Genomic DNA, 21,063 nt, shown 5'->3' with positions numbered 1-21,063 from the left:
TTTATTTTGTTAAAATGAGACACGCACGTGAATTGTGGTAAGGACATTTCCACATGCCCATTTTATCTTCCTGCGTATAAGGTTGAAAGTTTTTATCGATTCTAAAGAACCATTCTCCGTTTTGATGGTCTAAAATGTGCTTCTTTGTAAAGGTCCAAATATCAAAAATCGCATCCCTGAATTTTTCCTCTCCCGAAATCTGGTAAGCATATTGAAGACCTACCATAGCTTCGGCATGAGGCCACCAATGCCGGTCTAAATCGGTTTCCCCTGAATCCAAATCCTTCTCATTGATTACTCCCTGTTTTTGAACATGGGCTTCTTTTAAAAAAGTTTCTGCCACAGGTACAGCAATATCCTGAGTCCTGTTGATCAAATCTTCATTTCCTGAAGCTTTTGCAGCTTCGATCATTAGCCAGATTGCTTCAATATCGTGACCGTAGGAAATCACATTTCCTTCCCGGTTCCACTGATTATCAAAAAAGAGCTGAAAATGCTGATTTTTGGGATCATAGAATTTCTGAAGAAAAAGTTCGATCAGATTGTCAAGAGCTTCTTTGACGGCTTCAGATTTTGTGATCTTATAAAGCGTCGAATAAGCCTCCAGCACATGTAGATGCGTATTCATTGTTTTGGCTGAGTTCTTATCCTTCTCACTGAGCCTCATGTCTTCTATGGGAGACCAATTCTCCTGAAAAGCTTCTAAATAGCCATTAAATTCCTTCTTTCTAGCATGTTGCTCTACCAGTTCAAATAGTTCAACTGCCCAATTTTTGGCATCTTCAGCTCCTGAAAGAATGTAATATTCAGAAAGCGCATAAATAGCAAAGGCCTGTGCGTAGATCTGCTTTCTTTTATTAAGAGGTTTACCCAGGGCATCCAACTCCCAGTATACCCCTTCAAAAATGTCATCTCGAAATGCCTTTTTTAGATACCCGTAAGCCCGATCGGCCAATGACCTCAAGTCTCCAAATTTTTCTCCTTTCTGATTAGCAACGGCCGAAAAAGTCCAGAGTATACGGGTGTTAAGAATTACTCCTTTGGAAGCTCCAACAACTTCTTTATTCCAATGATCTCGCTGACCTACAAATCCTCCATTCTTTTCATCAATGCTGAACTCCTTCCAGTACATCAGAATATTTTCCAGTTCTGCAGAAAGTTCAGCCTTGAGTTGTGATGTGGAATTTGTCATTACTCCAATTCTTTATTCCTATTTATTAATTCTATTATAGTATCTACCGATGCTTTTGAAGTTAAACCGTCCTGCGGAGTATTCATTACATAGTCCAGCAACTTATCGACTGAAGAAACTGCCACATGGCTTCGGGTATCGGAAGAAGCATAGTAAATGAAAACTTTACCATCTTCATCTTTGATCCAGCCGTTTCCAAATAACACATTAGGGACATCACCAACAGTCTCTTCATAATTTGGTGCCATAAAATAACCGGCAGGTTGATGTATTACTTTAGAAATATCCTGAAGATCGGTCATGAACAAGTAAAGCGTATACCTTAAACCTCCAGCTGTGTTTCTTACACCGTGAGCCAGATGTAGCCAGCCTTTTTCGGTCTTAATAGGTGCCGGTCCCAGACCGTTTTTTAGCTCGTACACGGTATGGTAGATTTTATGGTTGATGATCTTTTCATCTTCTAAAACAGGATTTGTCATATCTAAAATATACCCCAAACCTATACCACCACCTTTTCCAACTTCAATAAAACCATCCTGTGGTCGGGTGTAAAGTGCATATTTACCATTCACAAATTCGGGATGCATGACTACATTTCGTTGTTGACCGGAATTGGAAATAAGATCGGGCAATCTTTCCCAGTTTAGAAGATCTTTGGTTCTAACAATTCCCGCATTCGCAACTGCTGCGCTCGTATCGGGATTGGATTTATCTTTTCTTTCTGTACAGAATATACCGTAGATCCATCCATCTTCATGCTGCGTAAGCCTCATGTCGTAAACATTGGTGTCGGGCTCTTCTGTTTGTGGCAGTTCCACAGGTTTGTCCCAGAACTGGAAATTATCAACGCCATTAGGACTTTCGGTCATTGCAAAATAAGATTTGCGATCGTTACCTTCCACTCTTACTGCCAAGACATATTTCCCGTTCCACTTTATAGCGCCCGGGTTAAAAGTGGCATTTACCCCAATCCTTTCCAGACCAAAAGGATTGGTTTCAGAATTAAAATCATACCTCCAGTGAAGTGGTGCGTGAGCTGCTGTAACAACGGGATTTTTATAGCGCTGTACAATTCCATTAGATTGTTGAGAAGGTATATTAGGAATTTGAATAAACTCTTTATGTTCTCTTATGAGTTGCTCGTATTGAGGTATTTTACTCATTAATTCTTTTTGTTTATTTGAAGACATTTTTTGTAGGGTTATTTAATATTTACTCCAGCTTCTTTTTTGATATGGTCCCACCAGTTTTTCCTCAAGATGAAAACACAGATCACGAGTACTGCAATTGAAATTATCATTGAAATATTTTCATGTAAAATGAGGTAAAGTGGAATGAGTACCAGAACTGTTTGTGCAATTACCCCTATTAAAACATTAAACATGTCTCTTGAGAAATTCTGGTTTCGGGTTACTTCAGGATTCTCCTGTTTTACTTTTTCCAGAATAGGCTTCCAAAATCCCCATGGTCTTGTCTTCACGTAGAAATCTTTAAGAATACGCTCATCGGTTGGAGGAGCGGTGAAAGTTCCAATGATGCTTCCTATAATGGAGATTAGCAAAATGACAGGAAAATAATAGAGATCGAGAGTATCGGTGATGAGCGGGAAGATCATGGCTGGAACAATACCGGAAACCATTCCCCAGAAATAGCCTTCACCATTAAAACGCCACCAGTACCATTTAAGGGTATTCGAAATAACATAGCTACCATAAAGTGCTGAAACAATCCATTGTAATATAGAATTAACATCAAGCACAAAGAAGCCCAGGATGATGCTTATAAGAACAACCACCATTCCACTACCATAGTTCATTTTCTTCACTTCCTTTTGTGAAGCATGAGGTTTATGTCTCAAGTAGATATCATTAACGAGGTATGCCTGAGCTGCATTGAGAGTACCGGCAAAAGTAGACATGAAAGCAGCTAAAAGTCCGGCCAGGAGCAAACCAAGCAGCCCTACCGGCACGAATTGACCAATTGCTGCAGGCAAGATCTTCTCAAAGTCGAGAATACCCGCAGTTTCAAGTCTTAGGTCATCATAAAAAAGAATGGCGAGTACCGAAAAGCCCCCCACCATTAAATACCTTGTAGGAATTAAAGCTGCAATGGAGAACGCACTCATTTTGGCTGCTTCAAGAGGGCTCTTAGTGGAAAGAATTTTCTGCATATCGTAATTGGGTGCAGGCCCTGCTATGCTGGAAAGAATTCCTTTAAAGACCATTAACATAAAAAACAGTCCAAAAAGGGAATATTGGTCTGACGCAATTTTCTCATTGACTTCATCAATAATTCCGGTCCAGTCAATATCAAGTTCCCATCCAAATAAGGGGTTCATCCATCCCTCGGGGACATTCATACTTCCCTCTCCCATCGCCTGCCATGCAATTACTGCAATAGCAATTGAGGAGACTGTCATAATTGAATACTGCAGAAGATCGGTCCAGACTATTCCCGACATCCCTCCTAAAACTGAATAGAAAACAGCGAACATTGTAAAGATCACACCGTAGAAGTGCGGAATATATTCAGCAGGAACATTAAAGGGAACGTAGGCCGAAACCATTTCCCAGGGAATAAATATTTCTACAAATTTCCCCAATCCTATAAACCCGTAAGCTAAGAATCCAAGGCAGCTTAAGATGGCAAAAATGACAATTATGGTGTGAGATCTATTTCCACCCTGGCCTTTACCAAAGCGAAAGTGTATCCACTCTGCACCTGTAGTTACCTGTGACCTACGAAGCCAGGTGGCCAGAAATACCATTAAAAACACCTGATTAAAGACAGGCCACAGCCAGGGTATCCAAATACTTTTTAACCCATAAACAAAGGTGAGTGTTACCAGCCACATTGTTCCAGAGATATCGAACATCCCCGAGGCATTGGAGAGGCCCAGCATGTACCAGGGCAGATCTTTTCCTCCTAATAAATAGTCATCTTTACTCTTTTGAGCTTTTTTCCTCAATGCCAGACCAATTAAAATGGTACCAACCAGGTAAGCTAAAATTATCGCAATATCTAAACCTTGTAACATAGGGGGGCTCTTCAATTAATTAGTAGTTAATTCCTTCACCTCATCCAGAAAAATGATCTCTTCGAGTTCAGCAAATTCCTTAAAATTCTCTTCTGAAATTTCACCGGGATAGGTAGCAAAATAGTGGGATGGCCGTGCATTTCTCCAAAGCAACATCCATGCGGCGCCCGAATCTTTAATCCCGGGATACAATGTCTGAGTCCACCAAAGAGGATCTTCTCCAAAATTATTATTACCGGTTTCGGTGAGCGCAAAAGGTTTATTGGCTAATAATGCTTTTTGTTTTACAATTTCTAAATTCCACTTCACATCTTTGGTAAAAGCTTCATTACCGCTGTGGTTATAGATGTCAACTCCAAGAATATCCACAAACTCATCTCCGGGATAATACTTCTCAAACTCTTCCTCACTACTAACAGTGTTAGGAGAATAGGCATATAATAAGCTATGTACGTTGTTTTCCTCTAATAATTGTTTAGTCTCCTTCCATAGCTGCTTATAATCTTCTGGAGAAACATTGTCTCCGCCCCACCAGAACCAGGAACCATTCATTTCATGAAAAGGCCTAAATACTATGGGTATAACATTACCTTGTTTATCTTTCAGAGAATTAAAAAATTCTGCCAGTCGTTTTATCCAAAGAACATACTTGTCTCTTTGCCCCCCTCCTTCTAAAACTGCAGGAACTGCCGGGGTTTTATCCCAGGAACTTCCACCCGTCACAGGGTTATCCAGATGCCAGCTCATTGTTATTATAGCACCCTTGTCGTATAGCTTCTGAATGTGATTTCGCATGAGATCAAATGAAACTGTATCAAGGTTATGATTTCTTCCAAGTTCTATATGCCCAATATCATAACCATGAACTACAGGTAAGGCCCCTACTACTTTCTGAATATCACTTTTTAAGACTTCATAGTTTTCATCGTGCTTCCAGCCAATCCCATAGGCCGTTGCGTCCTGATGACCAAATGCAATTCCTTTCCTGGAAATACTTTGGATGTTATGGTAAAGCAATTTAGTAGAATTTGTTGCTTGGATATCTGAAACTTTAATTGCGTTATAATCTATACCCGATATAGATTTACAACCAACATTCAGAACTAAAAGAGATAAAACTATAAGGTATTTGATAAAATCCTTTATGCTTAGTGTAGATTTCATACTTCTGTTTTGACAAAATATTTTCTATTAATAAATCTTGGCTTATCTTTAACTACCAGAATTTGATAATTCCAATTATAAGCACAAAAAATTATGATGTTCAAATTTACTCCAGCAAAAGGATATTGGTTAATATGATTTTGTCATTTAATAATGAAATTTTTTCCAGAACACAAAATTTAGAATAAATGACTGCACAAGCTCATAGGGAAATCACCCCCTTATCCCCTGAAGATAGTTTTCTTGTTTTTGATAGAATTAAGGATGATTTCGACTTTCCAATCCATTTTCATCCAGAATATGAACTGAATTTTATTCTGAACGGGAAAGGAGTGAGAAGAATTATTGGTGACAGCATGGAAGATATAGAAAACATTGAACTGGTTTTGGTAGGACCTAACTTGCAGCATGGCTGGGAACTTCACAATTGCAGCAATAAGAACATTCATGAGATAACCATACAATTTCACAATGACCTTTTTGACGAGAGACTCTTGAGCCGAAGAATAATGAAGCCTATTAAAGATATGTTTGATCGTTCTGCTCATGGAATACTTTTTTCTGAAAAAATATCACAAGAGGTAACCCCAAAAATTTTACGCCTCTCTAAAATTGACAGTATTGATTATTTTCTAGAGTTAATTTCCATTCTTCAGGATCTGGCGATCTCCAGAAATCAACGTTTGCTTTCTTCCTACACTTCAGATAATAAAAATTTTGAGAACAGCGATAAAATCAAGATTATTTATGAATATGTTCAGGAAAATTATCAAAATAAAATTTCACTAAACAAGATCTCTGAACTAGTTAACATGAGTCCTGTTTCATTCAACCGCTTCATTAAGAAAAGGACAGGTAAGACATTAATAGAATATGTGAATGACACTCGTATAGGTTTTGCTTCCAGATGGTTAATAGAAAAAGATCTAAGTATTGCAGAGATAGCATTTAAATGCGGCTTCAATAATATAGCCAACTTCAACAGAGTATTCAAAAAGAGCAAAAATTGCACTCCTTCCCAATATCGAGAGGAATTTAGCGGAATAAAAAGAGTACTCTAAGCCAATTTATTTCTATTATGAAAAACTTAAAACTACTTTCTTTTCTCCTGATCCTATTCTCTTTAAACACCAACTGTTCCTCAAAAAAAGAAATTCAGAATTCACCTGAAGAAAATGTTACTCCCGTAGCCACCCATGCGCAATTAAAAGTAAAAAATGGACAAATTGTTGACGCTTCAGGCCAACCTGTACAATTAAAAGGGATGTCCTTGTTTTGGAGCCAGTGGCAATCACAATATTATAATCGCGAAACTGTAGAGAATCTCGTAGCAGGATGGGATATTCAACTCATAAGGGCAGCCATGGCGATAGAACATGAAGGATACCTTGACCACCCGGAGAGGGAAAAGGAAAAAGTTAAAAAAATAATAGAAGCAGCAATAGACCTGGGTATTTATGTAATTGTTGACTGGCATGATCATCATGCTGAAGATCATTTGATAGAAGCCCAACAGTTTTTTTCTGAGATAGCGAAAGAATTTGGAAATTACCCAAATCTCATTTATGAGATTTACAATGAACCTCTTGACATCTCCTGGCCACAAGTATTGAAACCATATCATGAAGAGGTTGTAGCTTCTATTCGCCAACACGACCCAGACAACATTATTGTCCTTGGTACTCCTAACTGGTCTCAACGGGTAGATCTTGCTGCAGAAGACCCGGTAGAAGGAGAGAATTTAGCCTATACACTTCATTTTTATGCCGGGACCCATCGACAGGAACTTAGAAATACAGCCTTAACAGCAATAAACAAAGGCTTAGCCATTTTTGTTACTGAATTTGGAACTACAAATGCCAACGGAGATGGGCCCGTTTACAAACAGGAAACGGGGGAATGGATAGATTTTATGGAGCAACACAATCTATCATGGGCTAACTGGTCTATAGCCGACAAGGATGAGTCTTCTGCGGCGCTTCTACCCGGGATCAAACCTTCAGAAATAAACCAGGAAAAGAATATTTCAGCTTCAGGAAAACTGGTGAGATCACATCTAACCTCCCGGAATTAATCCCTCTTAAAAAAGTCTTTTCCACACCCTATTTTTCTCTCCACTACTAAGGTGCTCTATTATACAGACTCTGCCTCTGTAATATATTCTTATAATAAGGAGAATCTTTTTCGAAATAGGGAAAAAATATCATCATTAAATGATAAAATAATATTAACAACAGCTTAACATGTGCTTTAAATTTGACTAAGGAAATTTTTCCAGTTCTGAAGATATAACAAATCTTCGGTTGGAAAGCTTCCGAAATCTTTAGCGAGTTAACCACAAATATTAACAACACAAATTCTTATGTACAAAAATCCAAACAAGAGCGAAAACGTTTTCTATCGCTATGGCAAGATTTTACTCATGCTGATCTTTTGTTCGACCGCGACTATAGCACAGACACAAGAGAAGGTGCATGGTACTGTGACCGACAGTAATGGAATACCCCTTTTGGGTGTAAACGTAATCGAAAAGGGAACGACAAATGGTACCACAACAGATTTTGACGGAAATTTTCAAATTACTGTAGAGGGACCAACAGATCTCGTTTTTAGCTATGTAGGTTTTGTAACCCAGGAGGTAAAAGTAACTCCAGGACAAAATCTCAATATCTCATTAAATGATGATGCCCAGGCACTTGAAGAAGTAGTAGTCATTGGATATGGGGCTCAATTAAAAGAAAACATTACGGGCTCTGTAGCAAGAATTAGTTCAGAAGAACTGGAGAACGTACCACAGGTAAGCGTAGACCAACTTATGCAAGGTCGGGCCGCCGGGGTAGCTATTTCAAAGAACTCGGGACAGCCCGGTGCCGCTGTATCGGTAAGAATACGCGGGGTAAACTCTATTACAGGTTCTAGTGAACCACTATACATCATTGATGGAGTACCCACTTCGGGAGAAGCAGGTGCCGAAGGGCTAAGTCCCTTGGCTGCTTTAAACCCGAATGACATCGAATCTATCAACATTCTTAAAGATGCTTCAGCTACCGCTATTTATGGTTCAAGAGGATCAAACGGTGTAGTGTTGATCACCACTAAGAAAGGGAAATTAGGCAAGAGCAAATTAAGCTACAATACTTATGTTGCATTACAACGTCCAACTAATAAGATGGACGTTATGAATCTACAGGAATATGCTATCCACCAAAACAACATTGGAGAGATTTACAACCTAAATCAACAAATAGAGTTCCTTAATCCAGACCTTCTTGGCCATGGAACTGACTGGCAGGCACAGGTTTTTGATGACGCAATTTTACAAAACCATCAGCTCGCATTTTCAGGAGCAAAAGAAGGAATCAATTACTTCCTCTCCACCTCCTATACCGATCAGGAAGGTACTGTTATTGGTTCTGGATTTGACCGTATGACGGTAAGAGCAAATATTAATGCCGATATTAAAGACTGGATATCTACAGGGGTAAATATTTCTGCCAGTAGAACAAATGATAAGATCACACTGAACAACGAAAGTAATGGGATCATTTCGCTTTCGCTTCTCAACAATCCCGCCACAGCAGTTTACAATCCAGACGGATCTTTCGCAGGACCCGTAACTCCAGATGAAATTGCCTACGGAACCCGTAACCCAATTGCTGAAGCATTAAGCATTCAAAACAATGTAGAAAGAAACAGGGTATTAGGTAATATTTTTGTAGAACTTGATTTGCCTGCCAATTTCACCTTTAGAACAGAAATAGGCGGCGATGTTGGCAATACCCTGAGAGATTATTTTCAACCTACGTATTCTTACGGAAACATCGAAAGCGGACAAAACCGTTTCCAGGCTGTTCGGGAAAACAGCACCTTTTGGATCTTAAAAAACCTGCTTACTTATAACAACTCTTTTGCTGATAAGCATGCGGTAACTGTTCTTGTGGGGCAGGAAGTACAGGAATCCAGCTGGGAAGGCGTCACCGCAGTAGACGGGCAATTTGTTAGTAATAAGCTACCGGTACTTGGCCAGGGAAATGCAGATGACCTTGTAGATCAATACATAGGTAGCTCTGCTTTAGAGTCTTATTTTGGACGTGCGATTTACACCTTTGATGATAAATATAACTTTACCCTCTCTTTAAGAGCAGATGGTTCTTCCAAGTTTGCAGAGGGTAATAAATGGGGTTATTTTCCCTCAGTAGCTGCTTCATGGATACTTTCCAGGGAGGCATTTATGGAAGATTTCACTACTCTAGAAGATGTTAAAATCTATGGAGGATATGGAGAGGTAGGAAATCAAAACATACCCAACTTTGCCTATGGTGTAGTTCTAAACCCGATGAACACGGGATTAGGCACAGGTTTTGAATACGCTAACTATAAGAATGAAGATCTAACCTGGGAATCATCGGTTATGGCCAACTTTGGTCTGGACTTCTCTGCACTTGACCAAAGGTTAAACACCACCGTGGAGCTTTGGCATAAAACTTCTAAAGACTTTTTATTCCAATACGCTGTAACAGACTTTGTAACCGGAGGCCAGTCACCCGGTGCTATTGCCGCCCCATGGATCAACCTTGGAGAAATGGTGAACAAAGGGATTGATTTGGCGATAAGCTATAAAACTTTAGGAGAATCAGACTTTAATTATGGTGGTACACTTACCTTTTCTCATTATAAAAATGAAGTTACAGAGCTTCTGGGAGATTTAAAGATTAACCAGGCGCTTTATATAAGTGACTCTAATATGAACGTCACTCTTACCCAGGTTGGAGAGCCTGTGGGTATGTTCTACGGATACAAAGTAGCAGGAATGTTCCGCACTCTCGAAGACCTTGAAAATGCACCTATCCAATTTGGAAGACCTGTTAGTGACGAACTCTTTGGCACTACCTGGTTAGGAGATATCAAGTATGAGGATATCAATGGTGATGGTGTTATTAATAGTGAAGACCGAACTGTTATTGGTAACCCTCATCCCGATTTCACTTTTGGTTTCCAGAACAACTTTAGCTATAAGAATTTTGAATTAGGAGTTTTCCTTCAGGGATCCTATGGTAATGACGTCTTTAGTGGTGTAAAACGAACTCTTACAGCAGGAAGCAGTTACTATGTTAACCAGGATCCAATCGTTCTTGATTACTGGTCAGTAGCAAACCCAGATGGGCAGCAACCGCGTCTTGTAAGGGGTAGTGAATCAAACCCAAATATCATCATGTCTGACAGGTATATTGAAGATGGTTCTTATATAAGAATTCAAAATGTAACTTTAGGTTATACCCTTGAAAGAGAGACTGCTAAAAAGTTTGGCATGGACAACCTGAAGATATACGGAAGTATCCAGAACCTTTACACTTTTGACAATTACTACGGCTATGATCCGGAAGTTGGTACATATAACCAAAATACTCTCTTGATGGGAGTTGATAACGGTCGTTATCCTTCACCAAGAACATTTACGCTTGGATTAAATGTTGAATTATAATATTGATATGATGATAAAATTATTTAGAACAAAAAAAGTACTCGTGCTGGCAGGACTCACTACAGCACTTATTCTGAGTTCCTGTTCCGACGATTTTCTAGACAGGACGCCAGAAGATGCCTATAACGTTGATGACTTTTATCAAACCGAAGCTGAAGTAGAAGCTGCAGCCAATCACCTCTATTCCCGACCCTGGTTTTCATTTATAAGTAATGTTTCATGGGGCATAGGAGAGTTGGCCTCGGGTAACGCCCGTACCTGGGATGCCCGAAATTCAGAATTTCAAACTTTCGCTATTACCGGAGAACATGGAACATTGACACAGGCATGGGAAAGTCTCTATGCAGTTATTGCTCAATCTAACTCGGTGATCAATACGCTTCCTGAAAAGGTAAGCCCAGAGGTTCCTGAAAATGTTGTCAATAACTCTATTGCAGAAGCCAAAATGATTCGTGCTACAGCATATTTTTATCTCGTTCGCATCTTTGGAACAGTGCCTATTCTTGAAGATAACACCAAATATGTACTTGAACCCGTAGTTCCAAGAAATCGTGTAGAGGATATTTATGAATTTATAAAGCGTGACCTTGAATTTGCTGTGGAAAATCTACATGATAGAACCCAGACTTCACAGTACCAAACCGGGAGAGTAGACAGCAACTCAGCCAAGGCTATGTTAGCTAAAATTCATCTTTATCAGGAGAATTGGTCTATGGCTTATCAACTTGCAAACGAAGTGATCAACTCGGGCGCCTTCAGCCTTATGGAAGATTACAATGATCTATTCCTCGTACAGAATGATAATAATGTAGAATCTGTGTTTGCTTTACAATGGACAGATTCTGGAGTGTATTCAGAAGGAAATTCCCTTCAGTCTTTTTATGGTTCTTCAGGCATCTCTGGATTTGCCGATGGCTGGTCTGCTTTAGGTCCTTCCATAAGCCTGCAAGACGCCTACGAAGATAATGACGCGCGCTATTATGGTACTATCATGGCTCCCGGTGCAGTATATCCAAATATCAATGGCGGTTACACAGTTCCCGACAACATCGACTTTCAGGGAACTAATGTAGGAATCAAAAAGTATGTGGTGGGCAAAGTTGGTGGAGGAATGATGAGTTATCCCAACAACACTTATATCATTCGTTATGCTGAGGTACTCCTAATTAAAGCTGAAGCAGCAATAATGGGTGGAGGTCCTGTCGATGAAGGTCTCAAAGCCCTTAATAAGGTACGGGAAAGAGCAGAACTTGAAGCTCTTGAGTCTTACACTCGTGAAGATGTTTTCCAGGAAAGAAGAATTGAGCTTGCTCTTGAGGGAGAATTTTGGTACGACGTAATTAGAAGAGGACCAGAGTTTTCAATTCCATTCCTTGCAGCACAGGAAAAAGGGACTTTTGATGATTCTACTACTCCTCCTACTATTTTTTCAGAGAAGTTCACTCCAACCATGGATGACCTGTTATTTCCTTACCCCAGTAACGAAATTCAAAACAACCCGGCATTATTAGAACCGCCGGTACCCTTTGACTTTGGTGATGAAAACTAATTCTAAAGCTTAAAACAAAAACTATGAAATTTAGTAGTAACACAAAATTCCCCCTTCTTTTACTTCTCCTGGTAATATGCTCTTTTACTTCCTGTGAAAGCGACTTTGACGTCGAGGAGATAAAGGGTGGAAGTGAACCTCCGGTGATCACAAGTGTAAGTGAAGCTAGAGAAGATAATCCTGTTACACAGGGAGTACTTGAGAACACCTATATCATTAGAGGTAAGAATTTTTCTTCCCTTACCGAAATATGGTTTAATGGCGTAAGAGCCAGCTTTAACCCTGCACTAACCCAGGATGATCTTACATTCACTTCTGTACCAAGAAATGCTCCTTATGTAGGGCAGGAAAATACCCTGAGACTTGTAAATCTTCACGGGGAGACCACTTATGATTTCTCGCTTCTCACTATTGAAGATTTTACTGAAGCTACCACCACTGAGGGTATAAAAACCGTAACACTCATTGGAGGTGATTTTTCTGAAACCAGTAAAGTTACTTTTGTTTCGGGTACTGCCGAAGATGGAAACCTTGTAGAAAGTGAAGCAGAAATCCTTTCTGTTTCTGAAACCCAGGTAACAGTTAAAGTACCAGACGGAATAGAACAGGCATACATTTACCTGGAAACTGCCAGAGGAGCAGTAGCACAATCAGAGTCTTATGGCTTTAGTTACTCCATTTTCATTGATGCGCTTAACCCCGATTGGGAAATGAGCCAATGGGGCGGAACTTTTGATGTAGAGAATACCGATCCGGCACTTGGGCAGTACTCTATTGCCAGTTATCGTGAAGGATGGTCTGGTTTAACCTTTTTATCTACAACGAACATCCCTTACTCCGATTATCAGGCGCTCACTGTTTCTTTGTATGGAACAGTAGAAGGCCAACTGGTGAATATCGCTCTAAATGATTTTGCAGCTTCTGTGCAGGTAAAATTGATCAAGGGACAATGGACTAAATATGTTATTCCTCTTAGAGACTGGTATCCAACAGGTGGTGCTCCTGCACTTATTACCAGAATTGATTTCCAGGAAGCAACTAACACAGCCCTGCCACAGTACATCTTTTATGTAGATGACTTTGGATTTCTGTAAACCTAAATAAAAAGGAATAGACAATGGGACCGGAAGGAGGTTTAGCGAGCTACTTTCCAATCTTCAAAAACCAAAATTCCGGTTCCATTTAATCAAACCATAATCAGATGAAAAAAGTAAAAATAAACTCTCTTTTAATTTTACTGGCAGTAGTGGGCTTCGTTTCCTGTGAGAAGGAAGATGACCTCTATCCACAGTTGGGGGATGATCCTCGCAACCTCAGTGAAATTATTTCCTCCACTCCTAACCTATCTTCTTTCTACGGAGCTATGGGGGAAGTGGAAACGAATATTGATTCTATTCTTAGACAAACTACAACTTATACCGTATTTGCTCCACAAGACGCCGCTTTCTCCAGTGTAGACTCTGAAGTTACTCAAAACCTCGTGCTAAATCATATGATAAGCACACTAACGGCTGACTTTAGCCATAACCTATCTACAGGATATGCACCCACAATGGCTACAGGTCCCGAAGGTGAATTTCTTGATCTCTTTATAAACACAGAAGGAGGAATTTCTCTCAATGGCATGGCTACAGTCCAGCCCGGCACATCAGATGTTGGTGCTACCAACGGAGTGCTGCATGTAATTGATGGAGTTTTAGTTCCTCCTACAGTAGCCGATCACGCAGAAGCAAATCCAAATTTTTCAATGTTGGCAGCTGCCATAGAAAGAGCAGGATTAACCGAAACGCTCTCCATTAGAGACACCGAAAATGAATCCTATCCTATCACCTTTTTCGCTCCCACAAATGCAGCCTTTGAAAACTTGATTAGCCGGCTCAACGGAGCTTTTGGATGGGCCACTTTAGAAGATGTACCGGTTGAAACGCTTCAGGAAATCCTGATGTATCATGTGGTACCAGGGGACAATACACTTTCTGCACTGGTTCCGGGTTCTGAATTTATCGCTATGGATGGAAACAGCTTTGCTGTAGACGATAATTCAATAATTTCTGATGCCAGTTATGATACCGCGAATATTGTCCTTACAGATGTACAGGCCGTAAACGGAGTAATGCACGGAATCGATAAGGTTTTGTTACCTGAAAATGTTTTCCAAAGCATTTTGGGTGCAACCCTGGATATCAAAGCCCGGGCTGAAGACAAAGGTTACTCTTCCTTCCTTGCTGCTGCAGAAAAAGCAGGATTATCCACAATGCTGGCAGAAGATGAGCTAACGGCATTTATACCTAACAACGATGCTTTTACTGCGCTTTTTGCTGTCATTGAAAATTTTGAAAGCCTGGAAGATTTTGACACTCCGGAAGAAATAGCACTTCTAAAAGGTCTTTTAGAATATCATTTACATTCCGGTGTTATCATGTCCAGTCAACTTAAAGACGGACTGAGTATTTCTACTCTACATAAAGATAATTTCACCGTAGATCTTTCAGGAGATAATCCACGATTACAACCCACCTATGAGGATGCTATTCCATCAACCATAGTGATGATTAATATTGGAGCTACCAATGGAGTTATTCATGAGATCAATAGGTTACTTGTACCAAACGAACTGGTGAAGGCACTTGGCTTCCCTTCAGATGAAGGCGGGGTATGTCCTGTTGGTGATCCTGAGCTGGTATTCTTTGACTGGGATGACAAAGGTATTTACTGGGGTAACGTAGCAGCCGAAAATGATGCTTCTATAAGCCTTGATGGCAGCAGTTATGGCAGGGCTAATTTCCAGACAGGCGGAACAGGATGGCAGGATCTTTTCTGGAGAAATGGCGGTACCCTTAATGGAGGCGCTATTGTTGGAGATGATCTTCAGGGTTACTCTCTAAAGTTCGAAATTAATGTTATTGAACCTATCAACGACGGAATGTTTAGAATCAGGTTCAAGGATTCAGACGGGGTGGATGCCATCTATAACTGGCAGCCCTGGGAAGAAACAGGTGAACCTTTTAGTACAGATGGATGGGAGACTATTGAGATTCCGCTTTCCGTGCTGGGGGTACCAGATTTTAGTCTCATAGATGCTGAATTCGGAATGGCTTTCGAAGGTGCAGATGTACTGCTAAACTTTGCCATAGACAATGTTCGTTTTGACACTCCGGGAGGATGCGGAAGCGGACCAGACCCTGTTGCAGATACCGATGCTGTTTTCTTTGACTGGGATAATAAAGGTAAATACTGGGGAGCTGTTGAGCCCGAAGATAATCCTGCTGTTTCTTTAGACGGAAGCAAGTACGGAAGAATCAACCAGCAAACAGGATCAGACGCATGGTTTGAGCTGTTCTGGAGAAACGATGACACTTTCTACGGAGCAGATATGGTTGGTTCCAATGTGGATGATTATGTATTGAAATTCGACCTAGCCACCTTTGAACCTATCAATGACGGTATGTTCAAAATTAGGTTTAATGCCTCTACGGGAGTAGACGCATTTTACAACTGGCAGCCGTGGGAAGAAACAGGAGAAGCTTTTGATACTCAAGGAAACTGGGTAACGGTAACGATTCCTGTTTCAGCGTTAGGACAACCAGATTTTGGTCTTGTAGATGCCGAATTTGGAATGGCTTTCCAGGGTGCCGATATCCTTCTCAATTTCGCCATTGATAATGTAAGATTTGAAAAAAAATAAATAAAATGAATTAGCCTTAAAATATTCCCTGTTCGATCTTCGGCAGGGAATATTTTTAAATTATAAAGCATGAAAAATAACATCATATTACTCCTATTTCTCACGATTAGCCTGAATACATTTGCACAAAAATTTGACGGGCTCGCAGAAACGCCTCCTATGGGCTGGAACAGCTGGAACACATTTGCCACAGATATCAATGAACAACTTGTAAAAGATATTGCCGATAAATTTGTGGAGTTGGGTCTAAAGGATGCCGGTTATGAATACATCGTTCTAGATGATGGTTGGATGACCAGGGAAAGGGATGAAAATGGAGACCTCGTTCCAGACCCAGAAAAATTTCCAAATGGTATGAAAGCCGTGGCAGATTATGTACACTCCAAAGGGCTTAAGTTCGGTTTGTATGGTGATGCCGGCACTAAAACCTGTGCCGGATATCCTGGAAATCGTGGATATGAGTTTCAGGATGCCAAAAAATATGCTGAATGGGGTGTGGACTTTTTAAAGTATGACTGGTGCAGCACCGGGAAGCAAAATGCTGAAGCTTCCTACACAACCATGCGTGATGCTCTTTATAAAGCAGGAAGGCCGGTAGTGCTTAGCATTTGTGAATGGGGAGATAATGAGCCATGGAAATGGGCTCAGGATATTGGCCACCTTTGGCGGGTTACAGGAGATATTATTAACTGCTGGGATTGTGAAGTAGGTCATGGCACCTGGTCTTCATGGGGTATATGGCCCATCATTAACATGCGCGGCAATATCCGGAAGGCAGCAGGTCCCAGTCAATGGAATGACTATGACATGATGGAAGTAGGAAATGGATTTACTGATGCCGAAAACCGATCTCATTTTGCAATGTGGAGTATGCTCACTTCTCCTTTAGTGATGGGGAACGATCTTAGAACAGCTTCAAAAGAAACTGTGATGACACTTACCAATAAAGAAGTAATTGCAGTAAATCAGGATAAATTGGGGATACCAGCTTTACGCTTCACCAATGAAGGAGACTTTGAAATTTGGGTAAAACCCCTTGCAGACGATGAATGGGCTATGGTGATTGTAAATATGGCAGATGCACCCAGAACTATTGATTTCGACTGGAATAAACATCAAATAGGTGACGATTTACATAACAGGCAGCTGGAGATAAAAAACAACAAGTATAAGATTCGCGACCTTTACAACCACAAAGATATTGGTGATACCAGTAAATATTTAAAGGCTACAATAGATTCCCATGATGTTCTCATGGTACGACTAAGAAAATAGTCTTTCAAAAGGAGGTGTCAAAAAAGGTATTTTTGACACCTCCTTTTATATCCTTTTCTAGAATGATCGTATTCAAATCAAGGATTAACATCTCCTCTATGCCTCTTTCAATACCTCATCGGGCCAAACCTCATAAAGGGTAGTGAAAGCTTCAGGAATATGGATAGAACTATTTTGATCCTTGTATCCTACATCAGATGTAGACGGCCATTCCGGAGTTCTTGCTATGGGTTTCCCATCAGTCCCCAGAACATTGAAGTAGCCTTTATGAACAGGATCGTAAGCCATCGCTTCTAACCAATAAAAAGTATTTATAGCAAGTTCCAAAGCCATTTGATTTCCGGAAGCACGATAATATTCTGCTAAACCGTAAATGGCAAAGGCATTTCCATAGGCTGTTTTTTCCTGTCCCGGTTGTAAAACAGGTTCGCCATCTTTGGTTACAAAATTATAAAAACCACCATGCACATAGTCCCACATCTCATCCTGCAAAAATTGAAACCCGTGTTCTGCATTGTTTAGATACATTTGTTTTTCAGGATAGATATCTCCAGCTATTGCATTGGTCCAGATGTGCCTTGCCTGGGTAACGATCATCTTATCCTGCTTTTTCCCTAGCTTAAAGTCCCGGGTAATTTGGCTATAATATCCCCCATTATCATGATCTAAAGACAGAGGGTACCATTTATTAAGAAGCTGCTCTTTTGCAGCAATTTCAAAATCCTCAACCAATATCTCGTCATCTGCACCTTCAGGATCCTGTGTACTAACGCAGGCGGTAAAAATTAAAGCGGAAAGAAGAGAATAACCAAAGACTCTCATGGAAGATCGATTTTGAAACCTAAAGATAAAATATTAGCTTGAATCCTGCGCCTGCTGAAAGAATACTATCTGAAAACGACAAAAAAGTATTAAGTCAAAAATTCATTAAAGGGCTATTTTTAAGGTTCAAATTCCATCCTATGAAGACCTACCTACAGTTTCTCCCGTTCCTGTTCTTTTTTAGTGCGTTTGCCCAGCAAAGCCAGGACACAACTAATACTTTCCGAATAAATGATCAGGAATATCTTGAAAGGCGGGGTGCAAATGTCATGCTGGCTCATGATTTTTATCCTGAAAGTCACCAGGGAGGTGTCGGACTTATCCAAAACGGAATTCGGGTGGCCACCAACGGAGATCTTCGACTGGAGCCTGCACCGGGGCAATGGCAACCGGTTCCAAAAGTGGGCGAGAGACAGGTAGACCGTCAAAAAGGGGAAATTAGCGTTCGCATGAGCTACCCAGATCCGTCGAAAGACAGAGTGGGTTTTAACCCTATTATATATCCGGAGCTTGACATGTCTTACACCCTAAAAGTGCTTCCGGAAGGAAAATCTTTCAGAATAGTAGTTGATCTTGATGAGCCGCTGCCCGAAGAATGGATTGGAAAAGTAGGGATGAATATTGAACTTTTCCCCGGAATTCTCTTCGGAAAATCTTACTACATGGGAGATGAATTCGGGATCTTTAACCGGCAGGCTAACGGCCCCGGGTTTTATACTAAAGAGGGTGAATACCGCCTGAAACCAATGGCCACCGGAAAGGAACTTACAGTAGCTCCCGAAGACGCTAAACAAACTTTAACCATTCGTAATCTTAAAAACAATGACCTGGAACTTCTGGACGGCCGGGCCATACACAGCAACGGCTGGTTTATCGTGCGTTCCCTGGTCCCTGCTGGCGCTACCAAAAATGCAATCGAATGGCTGGTAACTCCGAACGTTCTTGAAAAATTTACCTATGACCCTGTAGTGCAGGTTTCACAGGTAGGATATCATCCTGCCCAGGAAAAAATTGCGGTTGTGGAAACCGATAAGAATGACACTAATATAAAAGACATCAAACTTCTGAAGGTAAAAACCGATGGAGGTTTCACTGAAGTCATTTCCCAAAAACCTCAATTATGGGGAGACTTTATGAGATACAGGTATTATCAACTGGATTTTACCAGTGTGACCGATCCCGGAATGTATGTGGTGGAATACGGAGATTACACCACTGAACCTTTCCAAATTAATAAGGACATTTTCAAGAGGGACGTATGGCAGCCAACTCTCGAATATTTCCTGCCAGTTCAAATGTGCCACATGAGGGTGAACGACCGGTACAAGGTTTGGCACGGGCTGTGCCACATGGACGATGCCCGCATGGCGCCAGTAGACCACAATCATTTTGATGGCTATATTCAGGGCACCGAAACGCTCACCACATACGAACCAGGAGAGCATGTCCCTGGCTTAAACCAGGGAGGCTGGCATGACGCGGGAGATTACGATCTTAGAGTAGAATCTCAGGCAGCTACTGTTCAGGGTTTATCTCACATTTATGAAATATTCCAGGTAGATTACGATAACACCAGCATAGACCAGGAGACGCGGATCGTTGAGATCCTGCAACCCGATGGAAAACCGGATATTCTTCAGCAAATAGAACACGGACTGCTTTCCATTGTCAAGGGCTACGAGTCGCTAGACAGGTTTTACCGCGGAATTATTGTGCCCACCAAGCGGCAGTATATCCTGTTAGGTGATCCAGTAACCCACAGTGACAATGTTCCCTTCTCCAATAAACCTGAAGATAAAGATATTCCGATAGGACTTGAAGGAGCCCCCGATGATCGTTGGGTATTTACAGAAAATAACCCCCGCAGGGAACTGCAGGCTGCCGCAGGCCTTGCTGCTGCAGCGAGGGTAATGAAAGATTATAACCCCGATCTTGCACAGCGTAGCCTCAAAATTTCTGAAGAAATCTGGAATGTTATAAAACCTGATAATGAGCTTCAAAAAGTGATGCTTGCAGTAGAACTTTTGATAACTACAAAAGAGAAAAAGTATGCTGATTTTCTGGTTACAAACACAAATCTTATTGCTGAAAATATTTCACAAACCGGTTGGGTAGTTGGGCCTGCTCTTCCTTTTATCAATAATAAAAATTTCAAAGAGAAAGTAAGAGCCGCTGTAAAAGGTCATTTGCAAACTGTGCAGGAACAGGAAAAGAAAACGCCTTATGGAATGCCCTATGAACCCGATATTTGGGGAGCAGGTTGGGGAATTCAGGATTTTGGGGTAAAACAATACTTTTTCCACACCAGTTATCCTGATATTTTCCCTGCGAAGTACATGCTGAGTGCCATGAACTTTGTTTTAGGGGTCCATCCCGGCGTGAACACTTCTTCCTTTGCCTCAGGCGTGGGATCCAGATCATTAACTCAGGCGTACGGCGTAAACAGAGGAGATTTTTCACATATTCCCGGCGGAATTGGCTCGGGAACAGCCTTAATTCGCCCCGATTTTCCTGAATTGCTCGAGTGGCCTTTCCTATGGCAGCAAACAGAATACGTTTTGGGAGGCGGAACCACAGATTATCTCTTCCTGATCCTCGCTGCAGATAAATTATTGAATGAAAAATAATACCTGTCAAAAATGGCATTTTTGACACCCCACTTCAGGCATTATTCCATTAAACCTGAAGAAAACCTAATATGGTTTTTCTTCAGAATATGAGAAAGAAAAGAACAGGCTACTGGTTGGAATTGTGCGGGCTGGGTAAAATTAAAAAATAGCTGTACTCCTTTTCGCCATTTCCGAAGGACACATGTTAAGGGAGTATTTTTAGGATTTTACTAAAAAAAAGGTTAAAA

General features: G+C 40.8%; 13 protein-coding genes. 8 read left to right on the top strand and 5 right to left on the bottom strand.

Translation table 11 applies throughout. From position 1 onward, the window contains the following. Position 1: 1 nt before the first annotated feature. From VS868_RS11235 to VS868_RS11220, 4 genes are read right to left on the bottom strand one after another with little or no spacing between them, the layout of a single operon-like run. A complete protein-coding gene (locus VS868_RS11235) occupies positions 2–1,192 on the bottom strand; it encodes an AGE family epimerase/isomerase (RefSeq protein ID WP_345597529.1) in 1,191 nt (396 codons plus the stop codon). Beyond that, positions 1,192–2,355, bottom strand: a complete 1,164-nt coding sequence (locus VS868_RS11230; RefSeq protein WP_345597526.1) for a glycosidase — start codon at positions 2,353–2,355, stop codon at positions 1,192–1,194. Before VS868_RS11230 ends, VS868_RS11235 begins: the two co-directional genes overlap by 1 nt. A gap of 38 nt (positions 2,356–2,393) precedes the next feature. Further along, on the bottom strand, positions 2,394–4,229 hold the full coding sequence (locus VS868_RS11225) for a sodium:solute symporter family protein (RefSeq protein ID WP_345597524.1): 1,836 nt from the start codon (positions 4,227–4,229) through the stop codon (positions 2,394–2,396). A 15-nt stretch (positions 4,230–4,244) separates the two neighbouring features. Next, the gene (locus VS868_RS11220) at positions 4,245–5,393 is read right to left on the bottom strand and encodes a glycosyl hydrolase (RefSeq protein WP_345597522.1); all 1,149 of its coding nucleotides are present in this window, start codon (positions 5,391–5,393) and stop codon (positions 4,245–4,247) included. 188 nt (positions 5,394–5,581) lie between these two features. Here VS868_RS11220 and VS868_RS11215 point away from each other — a divergent pair, with 188 nt between their 5' ends. The 7 genes from VS868_RS11215 (at position 5,582) to VS868_RS11185 (ending at position 17,384) form a co-directional block, all read left to right on the top strand. Then, positions 5,582–6,454: an AraC family transcriptional regulator gene (locus VS868_RS11215; RefSeq protein ID WP_345597520.1), complete on the top strand. Its 873-nt coding sequence runs from the start codon at positions 5,582–5,584 to the stop codon at positions 6,452–6,454. A 17-nt stretch (positions 6,455–6,471) separates the two neighbouring features. Beyond that, positions 6,472–7,467 carry a glycoside hydrolase family 5 protein gene (locus VS868_RS11210; RefSeq protein ID WP_345597518.1) on the top strand — a complete coding sequence of 332 codons (996 nt, stop codon included), beginning with the start codon at positions 6,472–6,474 and terminating at the stop codon, positions 7,465–7,467. A 288-nt stretch (positions 7,468–7,755) separates the two neighbouring features. Next, positions 7,756–10,875 carry a TonB-dependent receptor gene (locus VS868_RS11205; RefSeq protein WP_345597516.1) on the top strand — a complete coding sequence of 1,040 codons (3,120 nt, stop codon included), beginning with the start codon at positions 7,756–7,758 and terminating at the stop codon, positions 10,873–10,875. Between the two features lie 7 nt (positions 10,876–10,882). Next, entirely contained in the window at positions 10,883–12,424 is a 1,542-nt protein-coding gene (locus VS868_RS11200) for a RagB/SusD family nutrient uptake outer membrane protein (protein WP_345597514.1), read from the top strand. Between the two features lie 23 nt (positions 12,425–12,447). Next, positions 12,448–13,518 carry a hypothetical protein gene (locus VS868_RS11195; RefSeq protein WP_266067788.1) on the top strand — a complete coding sequence of 357 codons (1,071 nt, stop codon included), beginning with the start codon at positions 12,448–12,450 and terminating at the stop codon, positions 13,516–13,518. A gap of 107 nt (positions 13,519–13,625) precedes the next feature. Further along, a complete protein-coding gene (locus tag VS868_RS11190; protein WP_266067789.1) occupies positions 13,626–16,109 on the top strand; it encodes a glycan-binding surface protein in 2,484 nt (827 codons plus the stop codon). Between the two features lie 69 nt (positions 16,110–16,178). Further along, entirely contained in the window at positions 16,179–17,384 is a 1,206-nt protein-coding gene (locus VS868_RS11185; RefSeq protein WP_345597510.1) for a glycoside hydrolase family 27 protein, read from the top strand. A gap of 96 nt (positions 17,385–17,480) precedes the next feature. Here the strand turns inward: VS868_RS11185 and VS868_RS11180 are convergent, their stop codons facing one another. Beyond that, positions 17,481–18,206, bottom strand: coding sequence for an AGE family epimerase/isomerase (locus tag VS868_RS11180; protein ID WP_345597508.1), 726 nt, complete (start codon positions 18,204–18,206; stop codon positions 17,481–17,483). 140 nt (positions 18,207–18,346) lie between these two features. On the opposite strand from VS868_RS11180, the gene VS868_RS11175 reads away from it, so the two are divergent. Then, a complete protein-coding gene (locus VS868_RS11175) occupies positions 18,347–20,833 on the top strand; it encodes a glycoside hydrolase family 9 protein (RefSeq protein WP_266067794.1) in 2,487 nt (828 codons plus the stop codon). Positions 20,834–21,063 lie beyond the last annotated feature (230 nt).

This window comes from Salinimicrobium sp. 3283s (assembly GCF_039602225.1).
GTDB lineage: Bacteria > Bacteroidota > Bacteroidia > Flavobacteriales > Flavobacteriaceae > Salinimicrobium > Salinimicrobium profundisediminis.
Note: the sequence above shows the minus strand (reverse complement) of the source record. Positions and strands in the feature narration are given on the sequence as shown.

Bases quoted from the DNA above. Each gene is read 5' to 3' on its own strand.
- VS868_RS11220 (WP_345597522.1), bottom strand. From the start codon at position 5,393: ATGAAATCTACACTAAGCATAAAGGATTTTATCAAATACCTTATAGTT.
- VS868_RS11215 (WP_345597520.1), top strand. From the start codon at position 5,582: ATGACTGCACAAGCTCATAGGGAAATCACCCCCTTATCCCCTGAAGAT.
- VS868_RS11190 (WP_266067789.1), top strand. From the start codon at position 13,626: ATGAAAAAAGTAAAAATAAACTCTCTTTTAATTTTACTGGCAGTAGTG.
- VS868_RS11180 (WP_345597508.1), bottom strand. From the start codon at position 18,206: ATGAGAGTCTTTGGTTATTCTCTTCTTTCCGCTTTAATTTTTACCGCC.
- VS868_RS11200 (WP_345597514.1), top strand. From the start codon at position 10,883: ATGATGATAAAATTATTTAGAACAAAAAAAGTACTCGTGCTGGCAGGA.
- VS868_RS11210 (WP_345597518.1), top strand. From the start codon at position 6,472: ATGAAAAACTTAAAACTACTTTCTTTTCTCCTGATCCTATTCTCTTTA.
- VS868_RS11230 (WP_345597526.1), bottom strand. From the start codon at position 2,355: ATGAGTAAAATACCTCAATACGAGCAACTCATAAGAGAACATAAAGAG.
- VS868_RS11205 (WP_345597516.1), top strand. From the start codon at position 7,756: ATGTACAAAAATCCAAACAAGAGCGAAAACGTTTTCTATCGCTATGGC.
- VS868_RS11225 (WP_345597524.1), bottom strand. From the start codon at position 4,229: ATGTTACAAGGTTTAGATATTGCGATAATTTTAGCTTACCTGGTTGGT.
- VS868_RS11175 (WP_266067794.1), top strand. From the start codon at position 18,347: ATGAAGACCTACCTACAGTTTCTCCCGTTCCTGTTCTTTTTTAGTGCG.
- VS868_RS11235 (WP_345597529.1), bottom strand. From the start codon at position 1,192: ATGACAAATTCCACATCACAACTCAAGGCTGAACTTTCTGCAGAACTG.
- VS868_RS11185 (WP_345597510.1), top strand. From the start codon at position 16,179: ATGAAAAATAACATCATATTACTCCTATTTCTCACGATTAGCCTGAAT.
- VS868_RS11195 (WP_266067788.1), top strand. From the start codon at position 12,448: ATGAAATTTAGTAGTAACACAAAATTCCCCCTTCTTTTACTTCTCCTG.